Origin of the sequence: Chryseobacterium sp. T16E-39, assembly GCF_002216065.1 — a bacterium.
Classification (GTDB): Bacteria; Bacteroidota; Bacteroidia; order Flavobacteriales; family Weeksellaceae; genus Chryseobacterium.
The window spans coordinates 1,902,773-1,921,191 of the sequence record NZ_CP022282.1 but is presented as its reverse complement, the minus strand read 5'-3'; the positions used below and the strand labels follow the sequence as shown (position 1 = coordinate 1,921,191).

Below are 18,419 nucleotides of genomic sequence, written 5' to 3'. Positions count from 1 at the left end.
ATATTATTTGATTTGTTTAAGCAATCCTTCTGCTAAAGTAGCATCCTTGTTAGATTGTGTTGCCATATTTTTAGACATTTCAGCATAGGTCTTTGCCATATCATTATTTCCCGTTAAGAAATAAAGCTTTGCTAAAATAAAAGTGTTTTCAGATGTTTCTCCTCTCATAACCGATTTTTCTGCCCACTCAACAGCTTTTTTTAATGAAGACGTTGTTTTGATATGCTCGGAGAATATCCAGGCTGCTTTTAATAATTGATTAGGTTCAAAAGAATCCGAATTTTTATAATATTCCAGAGCGGCTTTTTCGTACTCCGGGAAATTTTCATTTTGTTCGTAATAACTGATTTTAGTTTGATTCAGTTTTACGGTAGCTTCATATTTTCCAACTAAAGGTTCTGCCGTTTTCAGAAAATAGTCTTCATTGATTTTCTTATTTTTATCATCAATAGACTGTGCTACAACTTTTGATAATATAAGCTGATGATCAAACTCTTTGTAAGTTTCTTCAGGAAGATATTTGATAATATCGGCTTTTCTTGAAGTGAAAATTTTATAATTAGGATCTTCTACGGATTTTAGAAAAATAATAAAAATCCAATATCATCTTTCGAAAGTTCCTCCGTTTTCTTTTTGTTTTCAAAATATCTTTCTGAAGCTTTTTTTGCAAAATCAAAATCTGAAGTAGAATTTAACTTCATGACATTGATTAAAAATTCAGGGTCTTTTTCACCGGAAGCAAAACGGTCTTTTAAAGAACCTTTTTTATTATTGGGGGAGTTGATGTCCTGTGCCATCGCAAGGAAAACACTTTCTTCCATGTATCCGAGATTCTGAGAAACCAATTCACCATCTCCATTTAGAAATAAATAAGTAGGGTAGGAACGAACACCATATTTGGCAGCAATTTCTCTTCCTTCTCCCTTTTCCATATCAAATCTGGCATTGACGAAATTGGCATTATAATAATCTCCAACGGATTTTTTTGTAAATACATTTTTTTCCATCAGTTTGCATGGACCACACCATGAGGCATAAGCATCTAAAAAAATAATTTTATTTTCTTTCTTTGCTTTAGCAACGAGGTCTTTAAAAGGCAGATCCTGAAACTGAATAGCTTCCTGTGCAAAAAGAAGTACAGTGAAAAAAACAAATAATCCGGAGATGATCTTCTTCATTCGATTAAAATTTGTAGGCGAAGATAGGTAATTTTCAAGATATAGATTAAGGATTTAGCGGTTTGATCTCTTATATTAACTAATTTTAAGAACTGAAGTTAATTTCTATATTGAAACAATTAACTGCCGTTTTTATTTTGTTTTGTCATCATTAGATGAAAGTTATTCTTTATTTTTGTCGATCAGACAATTAAATGTATTAATGCTATAACCAATAATAAAAGCTTTGTATGCTTTATCTTTCTGGGATATTTATCGCTTTTTTTCTCACTTTTCTTTTGTTGACCAAGAAAGGTAAAAGTTCAGCTGATTTCATTTTAGGGGGATGGCTTTTGACCATTGGAGTCAATTTGTTGACCCACTACTTATTCCTTACCAATCAGTATACAGAATATCCCTCTTCTGTTTTTTTAGGATTTACACTACCATTGCTTTATGGACCTTTTTTGTATTTGTATGTAAAAAAACAAACCTCTCCTAAGCCTTTTTCATCATTATTGTTATTGCATTTTTTACCTTTTTTAATGTGTAATCTTTTGTTTTTATCATTTTACACAGCCTCTTTTAGTGAAAGGATTAGTATTTTTAAACAGGAAGGAAGAGGTTTTAATACTGAATTACTTATTAGATTGTATGGCATCTATATATCTGGGATTGTTTATGTAGCTGTTTCATTCCTTCTTTTGTACCGATTCCGTAAAAATATGGTTCAGCAATTTTCCAATACTGAGAAAATAAATTTTAATTGGTTGCTGTATCTCATTATCTGGATGGGATTGATTTGGGGTTTGGTTCTTTTAAACCAAAATGCCGATATTGTTTATGGGGCTGTTGCTGTTTTTATTATGTGGTTAGGATATTTTGGAATTAAGCAGGTGCAGGTATTTAATCAGCCTAATTCCTTTTTTACCATAGAAGAAAGTGAAGATGAAGCGGATGAAGTGGTTCATATTGTTGATTCTGAAGATAAAAAATATCAGAAATCAGGATTGACGGAACAAAGTATTGAAGATATTCATAGACGCTTGATCATCGTTTTAAATGAAGAAAAACCATTTATTAATCCCAATCTCACTTTAAATGAACTGGCTGAATTGCTTAAAGTTCATCCTAACTACCTTTCTCAGGTTATCAATTCAAGGGAGAATAAGAACTTTTACGAACTGATTAATGAGAAGAGGATTGAAGAATTTTTAAATAAAATTGTAGAACCAGAGAGTAAGCAATATACTTTCTTAGCTATCGCATTTGACTGTGGTTTTAATTCTAAAACATCCTTCAATAGAAATTTCAAAAAATACACGGGAGTTACTCCCACAGAATACCAAAAAACATTTTAATTCTTTTCTTTTTCAGCGTTTCATGTTTCAGGGAATCGTTTCAACTTGCATAATTAATTGATAGTCATTTATTTGTATTTGCTGTTTTTCATGGGCCAACCTTCCTGTTGGGGCGCTTAGCTTTCGGAATTGATGAATCTTTGCATCAATATTTTTAAACCGAAAACTATGACAACATTAAGAAAAAAGAATGCCTTGGTCGCTTCTTTTACAATTTTTACATTACTATTTTCCTGTACCGAGGGACGGACAATAGATGAGCCTGGAAATTTAGTTCCAAAAACAGTAGACCAGGATTCTTCTTTGCCGGCAATCAGTGTCAACGGCGCTTTACTCCATTCTGAAGCTTTTGGTCCTGAAAACGGAACTCTTATTATTGCCCTTCACGGCGGGCCTGGTGGAGATTATAGATACCTTCTGAATTGCAAGGATCTAGCCGCCCAGGGATATCGTGTTGTGTTTTATGATCAGCGGGGTTCTGGATTATCACAGCGCTTTTCCAAAAATTCTTACACGTCACAGGGAGCAGGGGCTACCAATATTATGTTTGAGGAATTAAAGTCAGTAATTGCCCATTATAAAAAGACACCCAATCAAAAAGTCGTCTTATTAGGCCACTCGTGGGGAGCTATGCTAGCTTCAGGATATGCTGGTAAATATCCTGAAGCTGTCCAGGGACTTATAGTATGTGAACCCGGCGGATTAAAATGGGATGACGTTGAGGACTATGTAAAGGAATCAAGATCCTTTAAATTATGGGGTGAGATTCTTAATGATGCCACTTATCTGGATCAGTTTATTTCCGGGAAAGAGGATCAGCACGAAATATTAGATTATAAAATGTCGATGCTGAGTTCAAAAAATGATATTACAGGAGAGGGTGATTTTGACTCAAGTGCGGGTTGGAGAGATGGAGCGGTAATAATGGACGCTTTGTTTGAAGTAGGGGATAAATACAAATCAGACTTTTCTGCCGGTCTACAAAACTATAACGCTCCGGTATTGTTTTTTTACAGTGAAAGAAACAAGGCGTATCCTGATTCCTGGGCTCAAAAGATAACTTCTTCCTATAAACATGTGGAGAGCGTTAAAGTTTCAAATGTCGGACACGATGGTATCGTCACCAATAAGGATGCATGGAACTCTCAGACAAAACCTAAAATTATCAACTTTATCAACAGCCTTTAAGAGAAATGAAAAATAATAAATTATATATAACAGCAGCTTTTTTTAGCCTGGTATCTAACATGGCATTATCACAGACGGTAAACTGGGGAGGACTTACTGACAAGGAAAGACATATACTCAATGTGAATGTAGGGGCTGAATATGGAGCTATTGTTGGTCTTGGATATGGATATAAATTCAACAGCAAATTGTTTCCCACCATTGTTAATATAGAAGCGTCTGTTCCTATGGGAGAGCGTTTATTTGATGATTTTAAAACGAAAGCAGGTGCAAATGTAAGATGGTTAAAACTTAATAATCTACAGTTTTCAGCGAAAGCTCAGGGTATTTTCCGGAAATATGAAAATGAAAATGTACAACTCATGAATTTTGGCTTGGATATGTCCGGAACTATCGGATATTATCGTCCAAAATGGTTTGCTGCCCTTGAAATTGGATTTGATAAAGCCATCGTCACCCATTTTAAACATACTGACCACTACAAAGAAGATTATCCTGACGTAAAAGATGGGTGGTATGAACCGGCAACCGGAGGGAACTTCTATGGTGCAGTTCAGGGAGGATACTCTTTTAGTAATCAGGAAGTATATCTTAAAGTGGGAGCTATCGTATCACAAGACTTAAAAACAAAACCGCAGCTGCCTTATCTTTTACAGGTTGGGTATAATTATAAACTGCCTTTTTAATAGCAAATGCCGGGTTTTTTAAAAACCCGGCATTTTATTTTTAAATAGTGATTGAAGTTGTATTGTTTTACGCACCCAGTTCCAGTTGGTTTTTAACCAGATTGTAGTAATCTGATTTTTTTTCTACCAGCGACTGGTGATTTCCCTGTTCTACGATCTCTCCTTTTTTCAAAACAATGATCTGGTCTGCATTTTTAACGGTTGAAAGCCTGTGTGCAATAATCAGAACAGTTTTACCTTTAAAGAAATCCTGTAAATGATCATGGATGACTTTTTCGTTCTCTGCATCCAGTGCAGAGGTCGCTTCATCAAAGAATACAAAATAAGGCTGTTTGTAAACGGCTCTTGCAATCAATATCCTTTGTTTTTGCCCACCAGATATTCCATTTCCTGAAGCTCCGATTTTTGTGTTTAGTCCTAAAGGAAGTTCATCTACAAATGATTTAATATTGGCCGTTTTAAGGGCAAAGTCTAATACATCATCATCCGGAATTTCTTCCCCGGTTGCGATGTTTCTTTCAATGGTATCAGAAAATATATAACCATCCTGCATCACCACCCCACAGTTTTTTCTTAAATTCTTTGGAGAAATTTCTTTTAAATTGGAATGATTGAAATAAATATCCCCAGAAGTTGGTTCATAGAATTTCAATAATAATTTCATCAATGTTGTTTTTCCACTGCCACTTGCTCCAACAATGGCAGTAACTTTTCCCTGAGGGATAAAAAGATCAATGTCCTTAAGAACAAAAGGGGATTGAGGTCCCTCATACTGAAAAGAGACATTTTTAAAATAGATCCCTTTCTGAATTCCGTTTTGAGTGGTGTACTTTTCATTCATTAAAGGAACCAGATCTTCCTGTTCTTCTTCCGGATGATTTTGAACTTCATTTAAACGGGATAAGCTTAACTTAGCATCCTGTAAAGATTTAAAGAAGCTGATCAATTGGCTAACGGGAGAGTTCATTTGCCCGATGATATAGGATACACTCAGCAGGGCTCCTAATGTCATATGTCCCTTTACTACGAAAGAAGCAGCGAGGAAAGTAACGATAATATTCTTTAGCTGGTTGATGAATTCGAATCCGGAAAGTTGGATTTGGTCAAGCTTTAAAATCCGGATATTTACTTTAAATAATTTTTGCTGGATTTCTTCCCATTCCTTACGTTTGTGTTCTTCAAACTGATTCAGTTTCATCTCGGAAATACCATTAATGATCTCATAAATGGATTCCTGATTTTCACTTTTTTCACGGAATCTGAAATAATCTAACGATTTTATTTTTTTTAGCCAATACAGCGACCATACAACTGAAATTATGGTTAATATAAAATAGGTCGCAAGAATCCTGAAATCATAGGTCCACAGGACAACAAAGAATACCGAGAAGGTAATCATTGAGAAAAGAGTCGCTAAGCTCTGTGAAGTAAGAAAAAGCTCTATCCTTTCATGATCCTGTATTCTTTGATTAAAATCACCCATAAATTTAGTGTCAAAGAACTTTATCGGTAAGCTCATCAGTTTTTTAAGGAAGTCGGATATGATTTTAATATTCAATCTACTGCCAACACTCAACATGATCCAGTTACGGAATACTCCTAATATGATATTTCCAAGGAAAAATGTCAGCTGGGCAAGAAGGATGTAAGTGATGATGCTTAGATTTTTCTTATTCACACCATCATCAATCAGTTTTTGTGTAAGAATAGGGAAGGCCAGAGTAGCCACTGTTCCCAGCAGAAGAATCAATGATAACCACAGGAACTGTTTTTTATGTGGACTCAGATATTGATAAACGTATTGTAAGGATACCTTTTTATCTTTAACATTTTCAGCCTGGAAAAAGTTTTCTGTAGGCTCTAGTAGCAATACTATACCTTTGTCAGAGTTTTTCAGCCACGACTTTTTAAACTCAGTTTCTGTTAATTTGATAATTCCATGTGCCGGATCAGCGATTGTATATATTTTTTCCTTATTAAAAAAGTGTTTGGAAATTTTAGTAAGAACTACAAAGTGATTTTGGTTCCAGTGCAAGACACATGGTAAGAATTCATTTTTTAAATCCTCAATAGCAAGTTGTGTGGCTAAAGTCTTAAATCCAATTTTGGTGGCTGCATCATTCATACTAAGAATGGAAACACCTTCCCTGGATATAAAACAATAATCACGTAAGTACTGTAGTCCGTATGCTTTGCCATAATAAGCAGTGATCATAGCCAGACATGACGGACCACAGTCCATTTTATCATGTTGAGGAATAAATTTCATTATTTTTCTTCTATTAAAATATCCTCAGTTAAAATATCCTCAGTTTGTTTCACTGTTTTAGTTTCGCCTACAATTTCAATCCCTTTTTTGTTATAGATCATTGAAAGAAAATATAAACCGGCTTCTATCGGCCATTCTGTTTCCAGGTCTTTTAACAGATCTGTTACTTTCCAGCTTTTGTGGGTGTTAAGGTTATCAACGATATTTTTTAGCTCAGGATGATACCTCATTTCTATTTTTGAACCTCTTACGAAAAGATAGAATGTGTCTTTGCTTTCATCTACTTTGTAGATCATTTTAAAGGGGTCATTGGCATGAATCTCTTTTTCAAGTAAAAATTCATAACCATCGATATCATATTTATCCTCTGATTCTCTCGTTTGAGGAGGTGCCTGCCATCCTGCATTGCTTAGTAAACTACTCTTGTATTCGTCATACAGGTATTTAAAGAATGCTTCAGTGGATCCTTTTAATATATCTTCGTCCAGCTTTAAAAGAGAAAGGAACTCTTCAAAGGTCTGGTGATTTTCTAAGTAATTATGTTGAGGCTCCAGAACATCCTTATTAACGTCCAGATAATTGGTATAGAAAGTATTAAGCACTCTGTCGAAAAATTTAACCTTCGAAGGGTTGTTGAACCAAAATGTTACTCCAACTGAAAGGTCATCACTTTTACCGATATGAAATTTATTCCATGGCATATAGAATAAGTCGCCAGCTCCAAAATCGTATTTTTCAGCGTGTTCAAGTAAAGGCTCTATATCAAAATTATTGTGTTTTGTACCCGTAAGGTCTTTATATTTTTCCTGATCCCATATGTACATTGTTTTTTCTCCGGGACCTAAATGGAAATGAAGTACGTTTTCCCCTTTGTGATCCTGATGGATTCCAAGGGGTGTCCAACCGTAGTTTCCGATAAAAACAGTTACATCTACTCCTGTAGCTGGAATACCAATGGTTTCCAGTAGGGGTTCAGTGATGAGTCTAAGTTCTTTTGCTATATAATCAGAATGTCTTTCAAGGAAATTAACGATCAGGCCGAATTTTTCTTTGAAAACCCGATTACAATATTCTATGATATCCTCATTTTCAAAAGGAGGGTTTTTATATAATTCATCAACAAAATCATTATTTTCTTTACCTTTTCCCTGAGAAGGAAAATAAAGTCTGAAACCATCATGATCTTTTGTTTTAAATCTGTTGATTAATCCATCAACTACTGCATCTTTCAGTTTTTTGATCAAATCTTCTGAGATGACATCTTTGATCACACAGGTTTGAGTGAAGTTTTTATTGGTAGCAATAAAACTTTCCCAAAAATCTTTAGTAAAATTATTTTCCATAGTATTTAGTTTTTGAAATAAAAAAAGACAACAGAGAATTGGGGTTCTCTGTTGTCTAGGTAATATTAAGAAACTACTTGTACAACTTGTACTACCTGACGTACTTGACGTACAACTACGTTATCAGCTTCTTGTGCTCCGAATCCACCTCTTACTTTGTTTTGATCTAGTGGAGAAAGGTTTTTTACTTTCAAAAACTCTTTTGCGTTAAAATTTGCTTTTTTCATGATAATAAATTTTTAAAATGATTTTTTGTGGATCAAAGTTTATAGACATTAGCTCCTTCGCTGGTCTCTTCTTGCAAGAAAGTATTTTTACATCTGTCTTATTGAGATCAAAAAGAAAGATTGTTATGCTTCTTTAAATTAAAAACAATTTAAAGCAAGAGAAGCGTTTTAATTCTTGTATTAATGAAATAAATGCCTCAGTTTTTTTAAGGAAACAAATTATAGACGTTGTAAACAACTTATAGTCAATAATTATTTTCGTTAAAGATGTCTTGCTCGTGGGAATTATTTTTCATAAATTTAGACGGATTGAATTAACTAAATGCTACACTTTAGTGTAGAATTGTTAATTAGATCAGATATGACATGAAAAAACAATAACCAAATTTGAATTTATGAGTGAAAATATTAATAGGTTCTTTTTTTCTGAGAATACAGTTAAAGAGGATCTAAATGAAGAAACTATGGCATTAAATAATTACCTTGAGGTAACGGATGCCTTTTCCCGTGCTATTTATATGAGTGTATATATAATAGACTATCAGAAAAGAAATTTTGAGTATGTTTCGGAGAACCCCTTGTTTCTTTGCGGTAATACTGCAGAAGAAGTGAAGAAAATGGGGTATGAGTTTTATTTTAGATATGTCCAGAAAAGTGACGCTGATTTATTATCAAAGGTTAATCGGTTGGGATATGAGTTTTATGAAAAAATTCCTGCTGAGGAAAGAAAATATTATACCCTTTCTTATGATATCCACTTGCTGAATAAGGATAAAGCCATTTTGGTCAATCAAAAACTGACACCCTTGTTTCTTACAGAAGAAGGTAAAATATGGAAAGCGATGGGGGTCGTCTCCTTATCTACTAATACGAATTCTGGAAATATTACCATTTCAAGACAGGGAACTAATGACTATTGGTGGTATGATGCTGAAGAGGAAAAATGGAGAAATGAGGAAAAAATAAAACTGAGCGAAAGGGAGCTCGAAGTTTTACGCTACTACGCACAGGGATATACAATCAATAAAATTGCTGAGAAAATTTTTGTTTCACCCGATACCATTAAATTTCATCGAAGAAAGTTATTTGAGAAAATGCAGGTAAGCAATATTTCTGAAGCATTGGCCTTTGTTACAAGCAATAAGTTATTATAGTGTATAATAATTAAATAATTACTTGATCTATTTAAAATAAAAAACCACCTTATATAAGGTGGTTTTGTGGTTTCTCCAGGAATCGAACCAGGGACACATGGATTTTCAATCCATTGCTCTACCAACTGAGCTAAGAAACCAATATGTTTGTTTGACTTACTTCGTTGTTTAAAGTGGGTGCAAAAATAGTGCTTTTTAGTATATAATGCAACAAAAAATTAAAATTAAATGAAAATAAAAAGCCAGTTATTTATTTCAAAGTAATAACTGGCTGAATATCTTTGATCTAGTGATTTATGGAAGAGTGGAAAGATTTATATTGGGGGCTTGATTAGGAGCAGTAACTGAAAATTGTGTTCCCGGAGCTACGATAGAGTTAAAAAATCCTCCATTTTGTAAAAAGAAAGAACCATTATTTGTCCCACCCATTGCATCGATTCTTTGTTGAGCATTATAAGTATTGTCAACACTGAATTTCGCTCCTGAGATGGCCATCCAGTTTCCACCTGCTGTTCTTACCCATTGATTTTTAAATTCAGCTTTTCTTCCCTGGTATCCATTCTCAGGATTGAAATTTTCTACAAAACTGTAAAATCTTTTAAGATAAGTCGTCGTTTGCGGTCTCTTCCAGCTGGCGATAAGTTTCCAGGTTGTGGTATCTGGGGAAAGAAACCATGCTGTATAATCTGTTTTTCCATTACCGTCGGGTTCTCCTTTTAATAAGAATTTGTAGGTTTGCCCGGCCGTCCAGTTGTATTTATAATAACTTTGTCCTCCGGAGCCTTCATTACCAAACTCCCCAATAGTAACACCGCTACCAGCTCTGTTGAGGATTATTTTATGATCAGGAGGAATATTGTTAGGATCATCCGTTTCAAAAGGGCTCCATACAGAAAATAAAATTCTTCTTTCTGTAGAAGAGTTAACCTGCATGCCGAAATAACCTTCACCGAAGCCATTTGCCATAAAATAAGAGCCAATCTTGTCTTCTCCTGCAGGCACTGTTACTTCATTGTAATAATAGCTGACATTGTCTGTTGTTGGAATGGTATAGTTCAGATGACATGAAGGTCCTCTGCGGGCCCAATAATAATAAGATGGGTCATTACTGAAAACATTAGTTCCGGTGGAAGCTGCCCCACTGAACGTAATATCTGTTAGGTCCGCAAAATACCCACCGGTTTTGGATACTCCCTGAAGATCAACTTTTACATATCCTGGAGTAGAAACCGTAAAATCTCCCACACTATAATCAGTGTAAGCTGATCCTGTTAACGTGATATTCTTTGAAGTATTGCCTATAGTTACTTTTACAACACTGCTGCCTGATGGGACAGAGGCTTTTAATCCAATACTTAATATTCCGGTATTGCTTACTCTGAAATAAGTGCTGATAACCGTATTGGAGCTGGTCCAGTTGGCTAATTTGGTAGAAGTGATTACCTCGTTGGCACCAGAAGGCTTTATTGTTAGAAAGGAGTTTCCTGCAACTGGTACACTGAAAGAGGTGTTATTTGCTAAAGCTGATACTTTCTTTTGCGTAGAAATGGTGTCTTCTGTTGCAATATTGCTTTCTGCGCATGATTGAAAAATGAGCAATGAGATACCTAAAAAAGTATCGGTTAATAATTTTAATCTCATGATTGTATGTGTGATTTGGTTTAAAAGACTAATTTAATTCTTTTATCGCTAATTAGAAAATTATTTCACAAATCGATGATTAAATTTATTGATGTTATTCATGAAATAAAAACATATTACTTCGTTGATGAACTTCTTATCTCTTTTGGGATAGTATGAGTGGAAAGGAGTGCTGTAAGTATATAAAAACAAAAACCACCTTAAAAAGGTGGTTTGTGGTTTCTCCAGGAATCGAACCAGGGACACATGGATTTTCAATCCATTGCTCTACCAACTGAGCTAAGAAACCATTATATTTTTGTTTGTCTTACTTCGTTGTTTTAAAGTGATGCAAAAGTAGTAAGTTTTAGTATATGACGCAAGTATTAACGAAACTTTTTTCTACTAAAGATAAAAACCTACTGATTCTCAGCCGGATTGTTTTCCTGTTCTTTTCTGATTTGCTCACTCATTTCTTCCAATACCGGTTTAATCGTACTTTCCGGAAGATCGCTGATGCGGATATACATGAGTCCGTCAATAGCATCATTGAAATTAGGATCAACATTAAAAGCGATTACTTTTGCATTCTGTTTGATATACTTTTTGATCAAAACAGGTAATCTCAACTCCGGTTCCAGGTCGTCGATAATTTTATCAAGCTTATTAAGATCAGACTCCATTTCTTCAAAGAAGATATTTTTATCACGATCCCTAAGCTTTACCTTATATTCATTTCTTGGAGTTATATATTGAGCTACTGCACCGTCATAATAATTCGAACGCATGAATTCAATCATCAAAGATTTTGAAAATTCTGAAAATTTATTCGAAATACTTACTCCTCCCATCAGGAATTTATGGTCTGGATTTCTTAAGCATACGTGAACGATTCCGCGCCACAATAAAAAGAGTGGAAGAGGCTTCTGCTGATACTCCTGGCAGATATAAGCTCTTCCCATTTCAATGACCTTTTTGAAGAATGGATGGATGTCCTGTTCAAATTCAAAAAGTGAGCTTGTATAAAATCCTTTGATGCCATACTTTTTCATGACCTCTTTTCCTAAAGCCATTCTATAAGCACCCACTAACATCTCTGCAGTGCTGTCCCAAAGGAAAAGATGATGATAATGCTTATCATATTCATCCAGATCGAAAGGAAGATTGCTTCCTTCTCCTACAGCACGGAATGTAAGCTCCCTTTGTCTGCCTATCTCCCGCATTACAGAAGGGATTTCTTCGTAGGTCGTAAAATAGATCTCGTAATTACCATTACTGAAAAGCATTTTATCGGTACCTTTCAGTTTATTAATGTCATGCAGAATACTTTCTTTTGGCGTTTCATCGATGATATTCTGGACAATATTTTCTTCTTTAAGCAAAGGAAATTTTAAAGATAGATTTTGAAGATTAATGACCTGGGCTAAAGATTTTCTTTTTTCGTAGTAAGATTTCATCATGTAAACCTTACGCTTTAGAAATTCACCCAGTTCCTCTATATTTTCCATCTCATCCATAGCTTTTACAGCTATAGGTTTTCCTATTCGTACACGAATGGGCTTCTCCCTGTCATTCATCATTTCAGATGGTAACATTAGGGTTTGCAGACTTGCATGAAGCTTTGCGACCTGATAAAATAAAGTACTGTTTTTAGCATGAAAATACATGGGAACAACAGGTACTTTGGCCATCTTAATTAATTTTAAAGCTGGCTTTTCCCATTCTCTATCTAAGATCTCGCTATAAGCATTGTTTTTATTTGAAACTTCTCCTGCAGGAAAAATACCTACACAACCCCCATTTTCAATATGCTTTAAAGTTTCGCGCATTCCTGAAGAACTGTTGTAAGCTCCTTTCCTGTTTTCAAATGGATTTACAGAAATTACATAAGGCTCCATGGGTTTTATTTTTTCCAGTAAAAAATTACCCATTACTTTAAAATCAGGACGTACTTCTAATAGTATTTTACACATCAAAATCCCGTCAATTGCGCCTAGCGGATGGTTGGAAACTAAAATAAAAGGCCCTGTCTTTGGGATCTTAGCCAGATCTTCTTCAAAAGCGATATAGCTTAAGTTTCTTTCCCTTACAAATGAATCGAAAAAGTCTTTACCTTCCTTGTCTTTCAGTTTATCATATAGTTTATTAACTTCATTTATTTTAGCAACGCTCATGATAGCAGATGCCACAGGATTCTTTAGAAACCCTATTTTACTTAAGCCGGAAGCCTGGATTAAATCGTTTTTCGAAATTAAGCTCATATGTGTTTAGTCGCAATTATATTTATTGTGTTACCATTTGAAGTGTGTTCTTGGAAATTTGTTCCAATAATACACTTTTTTCCTGGTAAAATTGATCAATCTTATCCATCTTTGCATTTCTTACGGTAAATAATGATACATTCTTAATTACCTCAGTTTTAAAGCCTTTTTGCAATTCTTCATTCAGATCATCAATTGCATTGAATTTATCTTCCAAACATAAAGCTAGTGAAATTGCAGAATTCTGCATCAAAGAAACTTTAATTTTATGTCTGGATAGAAGACTGAAAACCTGGCTCATATGATCTTCTGCAATAAATGAGAAGTCTCTAGTAGATATTTTCAGGAGATTTTGATTTTCTTTTAAAATATAAGATTCCTCATGTTGATTTTTTTCTGAAGCTCCTACTTTTGTTCCTTCTTTTGTAGGATCCACAAAAGATTTAACATAAAAGGGAATGCTTTTCTGCTGTAAAGGCTGCAATGTTTTCGGGTGAATGACGCTGGCCCCATAATACGCCATTTCAATAGCCTCCTCATAAGAAATATTGGAAAGTAAAGTAACATCCTTGAATTTTCTTGGGTCACCTGTCATTACTCCGGGAACATCCTTCCATATGGTCATTGCTTCTGCATTGGTGCAATAAGCAAAAATAGCAGCAGAATAATCCGAACCTTCTCTTCCTAAAGTTACTGTAAAATTATTCTCATCTGAACCAATGAAACCTTGGGTTACATAGCAAATTTCAGAATTTAAAGTAGAAATAAATTCTTCTGTTTTTTTCCAATCTACATTACCATCTCTGTATGAATTGTCAGTTTTTATATAATCTCTGGCGTCCAGCCATTGATTGGTAAACTGTATTTCATTCAGATATTCACTTAAAATTTTAGTGGAAATCATTTCTCCACAGCTTACTACCTGATCATATACAAAATTGAAGTTAGGTGACTTATTTCTTCTTAGAAAAGAATCAAGATCATCAAAAAACAAATTGATCTCTGCAAATACAGGATGATTTTCCTGAAAAAGACCCTGAGCTATTTCTATGTGTTTCTGTTTAATAACCTTAATTTCAGTTTGATAGTTTTCCTTCTTGAAATAAAGTTCTACAACCTTTTCCAATTCATTAGTCGTTTTGCCCATTGCTGAGATTACCAGCAAACATTTAGCAAATCCCTGGCTTTTTAAAACCATTGACACATTTTTTACACTTTCAGCATCTTTTACAGACGCTCCACCAAACTTGAAAATTTTCATTAAATTATTAAAAATAAAATTGTTAGATAAAAAATAGTTGAGTTTTTTACGGACGTCAAAATTATAAATTTACAATGAGATATGAAATAGCTAAAGGGCAGGATGAGATAAAGATTTTTATGATAAACTGACCATATTGATGTGTTTTTGTGTTATATAGTTGGGATTATACCATATTATTCCTATGTAATGGAGTTATATGACCAAAAATGATAAAAATTAATGAAATTTACTTATAGTCAAAAATGGGAACAAATTATAGAAACAATAAGAGGGTGTAATGATTAGATCGGGGTGTATTGTGTTGGTATACAGTTATTAAAGTGTTTTAAAAGAATTTTTTTCAGATTGCAATAATTTTACGAAATTTGGGGAAATCGTAAAAAGTAAAATATGTCAGATCAATCGTTGCAGACTTTAGGAGAATTTATTATAGATAAACAAGAAGATTTTCAGTATTCTACAGGGGAGCTTTCCCGACTTCTAAGTGCTATAAGATTGGCTTCAAAAGTTGTAAACAGAGAAGTAAATAAAGCTGGAATTGCAGATATCATTGGAAAAGCGGGTAATGAAAATATTCAGGGAGAGGAACAGCAAAAGCTTGATGTTCTTGCCAATGAAATATTTATCACTGCCTTGTCACAAAGGGAAGTGGTTTGTGGAATTGCTTCAGAAGAAAACGATGATTTTATAGATATTAAATGTGTTGGAAATGGACACCTTAGTAAATATGTAGTTTTAATTGATCCCCTTGATGGATCTTCAAATATTGATGTAAATGTTTCTGTAGGAACTATTTTCTCAATTTACAGAAGAGTGTCAGAACCAGGTACGCCTGTTCAGCTTGAAGATTTCTTACAAAAAGGAGTTAATCAAATTGCTGCCGGGTATGTGATTTACGGATCTTCTACAATGATCGTTTATACCACTGGAAACGGAGTAAATGGATTTACTCTTGATCCTTCTTTAGGTACCTATTATCTTTCTCATCCTAATATGAAGTTCCCTGCTACCGGGAAAATTTATTCAATCAATGAAGGGAATTATATCAAGTTTCCTCAGGGAGTTAAAAATTATTTGAAATATTGCCAGATGGAAGAAGGGGATCGTCCTTATACATCGAGGTATATTGGTTCCCTTGTGGCGGATTTTCATAGAAATATGCTGAAAGGGGGGATTTATATTTATCCTTCATATTCTCAATCGCCGAACGGAAAACTTAGATTGTTATATGAATGTAATCCAATGGCATTTCTTGCTGAACAAGCGGGTGGGAAAGCTACAGATGGATTTAGAAGAATCCTGGAAGTAGAACCTACAGAACTTCATCAGAGGATCCCATTCTTTTGTGGAAGTGTATCTATGGTAGAGAAAGCAGAAGAGTTTATGCGAATAGATAATGTAAAATAAATGACAGCGGAATATTCCAGATATTTATTAAAATTCAAACGCCCGAGTGGAACATCTCGTGGCGTTTTGTATGAAAAAGAGACTTTTATTCTTACAATTTCAGAAGATGGAAAAAAGGGAATTGGGGAATGTGCTATTTTTAGAGGATTGAGTTTCGATGACAGGCCTGATTATGAAGAGAAGCTGAAGTGGCTTTGTGAAAATATTCAGGAGGATCATCAATTTTTAAAGAAAGAGTTAACCGAATTTCCATCCATTTGGATTGGATACGAACAGGCGATTCTCAATCTGAAGAATGGAAATCATCTTTACTATCCGAGCGAATTTACAAAGGGTCAGATTCCTATTATCATCAATGGGTTGATATGGATGGGAGATGTAGACTATATGGAAGAGCAGATTCAGGATAAGCTCGAAAAAGGGTTTCATTGTATCAAACTAAAGATTGGAGTCGATTGGAAGTCTGAACATGAAGTATTAAAGAAATTAAGGGAAAAGTTCTCAGAAGATATACTTGAACTGCGTGTGGATGCTAACGGGGGATTTACAGTGCAGGAAGCTAAAATTGTATTACAACAACTTTCAGATCTGAATATTCATTCTATAGAACAGCCTATCAAGGCTGGAAACTGGAATGACATGGCTTTGCTATGTGCTGAAACTCCAACACCAATTGCTTTGGATGAAGAATTGATAGGGATTACATCTATTGATGCAAAGAAAAAACTATTAGAAACGATCAACCCGCAATATATAATTCTTAAACCTTCTCTGATTGGGGGCTTTTCTGGATCTGATGAATGGATTGCTCTTGCAGAAGAAAATAATATTGGCTGGTGGATCACATCCGCATTGGAGAGTAATATTGGATTGAATGCAATTGCGCAATATACCTTTACCAAAAATAGCAAATTGCCTCAAGGCTTAGGCACAGGAGGCTTATTTACTAATAATTTTGACAACCATTCGGAACTAATTGGGGAACGCTTGCTTTTTAAAGCATGATTTCAACATGGAACTGTGTTAGGATTCTTGTTGATGTGCATCTAGCTAAATCTCATCATTTATGAAAATCGTTTTTTTGATGTTTTCTAATAAAATAGAAAACTTTTCTTTAAACTTTTTCATTGCCGGAAATTTTAATTAATTCTCTATCGCTAGAAATAAGCAATGATCATGCCATTTTATATTTTTTACAAATTTTAACACATTATTTTATTGTTAATGCTAAGTTAAATGATCATTTTGAAATAATTGTGAAAATATTTTCAGAATTACTTATTCTATTGGTAATGAGGTTTCTATCTATTCCGTTCAGTGTCTGGAAAATATCATTTTGAGCTTGTGAGCTGGAGAGATATCCCCAGTGATTTCCAAGCTCAAATTTTAAACCGGTTTTAAGATCATTTTCAATAAAGGTACAATCAATAATAGAAACAATATCCTTAAATTTTTCTATGTTAGTCGGTCCGTTTTTGCCAAGCCTCGGTGTAAGAATATTCTTGGTAAATTGGGAAATAGCCAGAACAGCATCATTACGGTTTAAATAAATTGAGATCCGATTGGCAAGCAAAGGCAGTTTATTAAATGAATCTTCAGAATCTTCAAAAACTTTATAAGTTACATCAGCATTCAGGAGTAGGACCTGATCAATAACTCTCAGAATATTCTCATTTTTCAGGCTATACAGCATACTTTGAAGTACTCTGTTTCCTAAAGAATGAGCCATAAGATGAATTCTCTGGTTACAAGGGGCTAAATCCCGGTTGGAAAAGATGTCTTTTAAAAACTGAGTATAGAAATAGAACAGTCTCATCAAAGAAGTTCCTGAATTAATACTTGATGCTTTATCATCAAAATAGGTCAATGGGACAATACTGCTTGAAGCTGGCCAGCTTACAAATAAGATGTGTTCGATGGGAGATTCAGGATGATCAATAAATAATTTTTTTAAATCTATGATTGCTTCCAGTTCATCATCGAAATCATAAGCATAACCATGAATAAATAGTAAAACATCGCTCCTTAATTTTGTAGAGGACATGTTTTTATACAATTCGTAGAACATTCTTTGAGTTCCACCGAGATTATCTGCTGTAAGATTTGATTTTTTGATTTTTTTCTCACTCAATAATACATCAAGAACTTCCTGGTATCCTTGTTTTTCAGGTTCTGAAAAAAGCTGATAATTCAGAATATTTCTGTTGGTGTAGTTTTTTTTCTTTTTTGCCTGGGCAGTCGGTTCTGTATAATTGTCAAAATCACATTTTGCAATTCTAAAATTGGGAATAGAGTATTCATCATTGGAGAATGAATCAACGGTTTCGTTTTTATGACGGACGATCTTCCGGTTACTTAGGATATAAACGGCCATAATGAATTTTTTTGTGATTGGTTTCGGTTTTATAAATTTCGGAAAAAATATTGGATTATAAGTTAATATGCTTTTAAATCAGGCCTTTCATAAACCCTAAATTTTCGC

General features: G+C 34.3%; 15 protein-coding genes and 2 tRNA genes. 6 read left to right on the top strand and 11 right to left on the bottom strand.

Annotated elements, in window-relative coordinates; genetic code table 11:
* Positions 1–3: 3 nt before the first annotated feature.
* Together CEY12_RS22585 and CEY12_RS22580 are read right to left on the bottom strand one after the other, a co-directional pair.
* A complete protein-coding gene (locus tag CEY12_RS22585; RefSeq protein ID WP_228409825.1) occupies positions 4–168 on the bottom strand; it encodes a hypothetical protein in 165 nt (54 codons plus the stop codon).
* Between the two features lie 410 nt (positions 169–578).
* Positions 579–1,178, bottom strand: a complete 600-nt coding sequence (locus CEY12_RS22580; RefSeq protein ID WP_228409824.1) for a thioredoxin family protein — start codon at positions 1,176–1,178, stop codon at positions 579–581.
* Between the two features lie 230 nt (positions 1,179–1,408).
* Here CEY12_RS22580 and CEY12_RS08680 point away from each other — a divergent pair, with 230 nt between their 5' ends.
* The 3 genes from CEY12_RS08680 (at position 1,409) to CEY12_RS08670 (ending at position 4,392) form a co-directional block, all read left to right on the top strand.
* On the top strand, positions 1,409–2,518 hold the full coding sequence (locus CEY12_RS08680) for a helix-turn-helix domain-containing protein (RefSeq protein ID WP_089027320.1): 1,110 nt from the start codon (positions 1,409–1,411) through the stop codon (positions 2,516–2,518).
* A gap of 168 nt (positions 2,519–2,686) precedes the next feature.
* A complete protein-coding gene (locus CEY12_RS08675; RefSeq protein ID WP_157676790.1) occupies positions 2,687–3,706 on the top strand; it encodes an alpha/beta fold hydrolase in 1,020 nt (339 codons plus the stop codon).
* Positions 3,707–3,711: 5 nt separating this feature from the next.
* Entirely contained in the window at positions 3,712–4,392 is a 681-nt protein-coding gene (locus tag CEY12_RS08670) for a hypothetical protein (RefSeq protein ID WP_228409823.1), read from the top strand.
* A 67-nt stretch (positions 4,393–4,459) separates the two neighbouring features.
* Here CEY12_RS08670 and CEY12_RS08665 read toward each other — a convergent pair whose 3' ends face one another.
* The 3 genes from CEY12_RS08665 to CEY12_RS22250 all read right to left on the bottom strand — a co-directional run bounded on the left by CEY12_RS08665 (position 4,460) and on the right by CEY12_RS22250 (position 8,231).
* Positions 4,460–6,661 (bottom strand): peptidase domain-containing ABC transporter, encoded by a 2,202-nt coding sequence (locus CEY12_RS08665; RefSeq protein ID WP_089027318.1) that lies wholly within the window; start codon positions 6,659–6,661, stop codon positions 4,460–4,462.
* A complete protein-coding gene (locus CEY12_RS08660; RefSeq protein WP_089027317.1) occupies positions 6,661–8,004 on the bottom strand; it encodes a cupin domain-containing protein in 1,344 nt (447 codons plus the stop codon). Before CEY12_RS08660 ends, CEY12_RS08665 begins: the two co-directional genes overlap by 1 nt.
* 65 nt (positions 8,005–8,069) lie before the next feature.
* A complete protein-coding gene (locus CEY12_RS22250; protein ID WP_157676789.1) occupies positions 8,070–8,231 on the bottom strand; it encodes a hypothetical protein in 162 nt (53 codons plus the stop codon).
* 395 nt (positions 8,232–8,626) lie between these two features.
* Here CEY12_RS22250 and CEY12_RS08655 point away from each other — a divergent pair, with 395 nt between their 5' ends.
* Positions 8,627–9,385, top strand: a complete 759-nt coding sequence (locus CEY12_RS08655; protein WP_089027316.1) for a response regulator transcription factor — start codon at positions 8,627–8,629, stop codon at positions 9,383–9,385.
* 67 nt (positions 9,386–9,452) lie between these two features.
* Here the strand turns inward: CEY12_RS08655 and CEY12_RS08650 are convergent.
* From CEY12_RS08650 to CEY12_RS08630, 5 genes are all read right to left on the bottom strand, one after another.
* A tRNA-Phe gene (locus tag CEY12_RS08650) sits at positions 9,453–9,525 on the bottom strand.
* A 154-nt stretch (positions 9,526–9,679) separates the two neighbouring features.
* Positions 9,680–11,026, bottom strand: coding sequence for a DUF3472 domain-containing protein (locus CEY12_RS08645; protein WP_089027315.1), 1,347 nt, complete (start codon positions 11,024–11,026; stop codon positions 9,680–9,682).
* 216 nt (positions 11,027–11,242) lie between these two features.
* A tRNA-Phe gene (locus CEY12_RS08640) sits at positions 11,243–11,315 on the bottom strand.
* A 109-nt stretch (positions 11,316–11,424) separates the two neighbouring features.
* The gene (locus tag CEY12_RS08635; RefSeq protein WP_089027314.1) at positions 11,425–13,266 is read right to left on the bottom strand and encodes a lysophospholipid acyltransferase family protein; all 1,842 of its coding nucleotides are present in this window, start codon (positions 13,264–13,266) and stop codon (positions 11,425–11,427) included.
* A gap of 22 nt (positions 13,267–13,288) precedes the next feature.
* Complete coding sequence (locus CEY12_RS08630) at positions 13,289–14,527, bottom strand: aspartate kinase (RefSeq protein WP_089027313.1); 1,239 nt, start codon at positions 14,525–14,527, stop codon at positions 13,289–13,291.
* Positions 14,528–14,920: 393 nt separating this feature from the next.
* On the opposite strand from CEY12_RS08630, the gene fbp reads away from it, so the two are divergent.
* Both fbp and CEY12_RS08620 read left to right on the top strand, forming a co-directional pair.
* On the top strand, positions 14,921–15,937 hold the full coding sequence (fbp, locus tag CEY12_RS08625) for a class 1 fructose-bisphosphatase (protein WP_089027312.1): 1,017 nt from the start codon (positions 14,921–14,923) through the stop codon (positions 15,935–15,937).
* Entirely contained in the window at positions 15,938–16,942 is a 1,005-nt protein-coding gene (locus CEY12_RS08620; RefSeq protein ID WP_089027311.1) for an o-succinylbenzoate synthase, read from the top strand.
* 235 nt (positions 16,943–17,177) lie between these two features.
* On the opposite strand, the gene CEY12_RS08615 is transcribed toward CEY12_RS08620, so the two are convergent.
* On the bottom strand, positions 17,178–18,311 hold the full coding sequence (locus tag CEY12_RS08615) for an alpha/beta hydrolase (protein WP_089027310.1): 1,134 nt from the start codon (positions 18,309–18,311) through the stop codon (positions 17,178–17,180).
* Positions 18,312–18,419 lie beyond the last annotated feature (108 nt).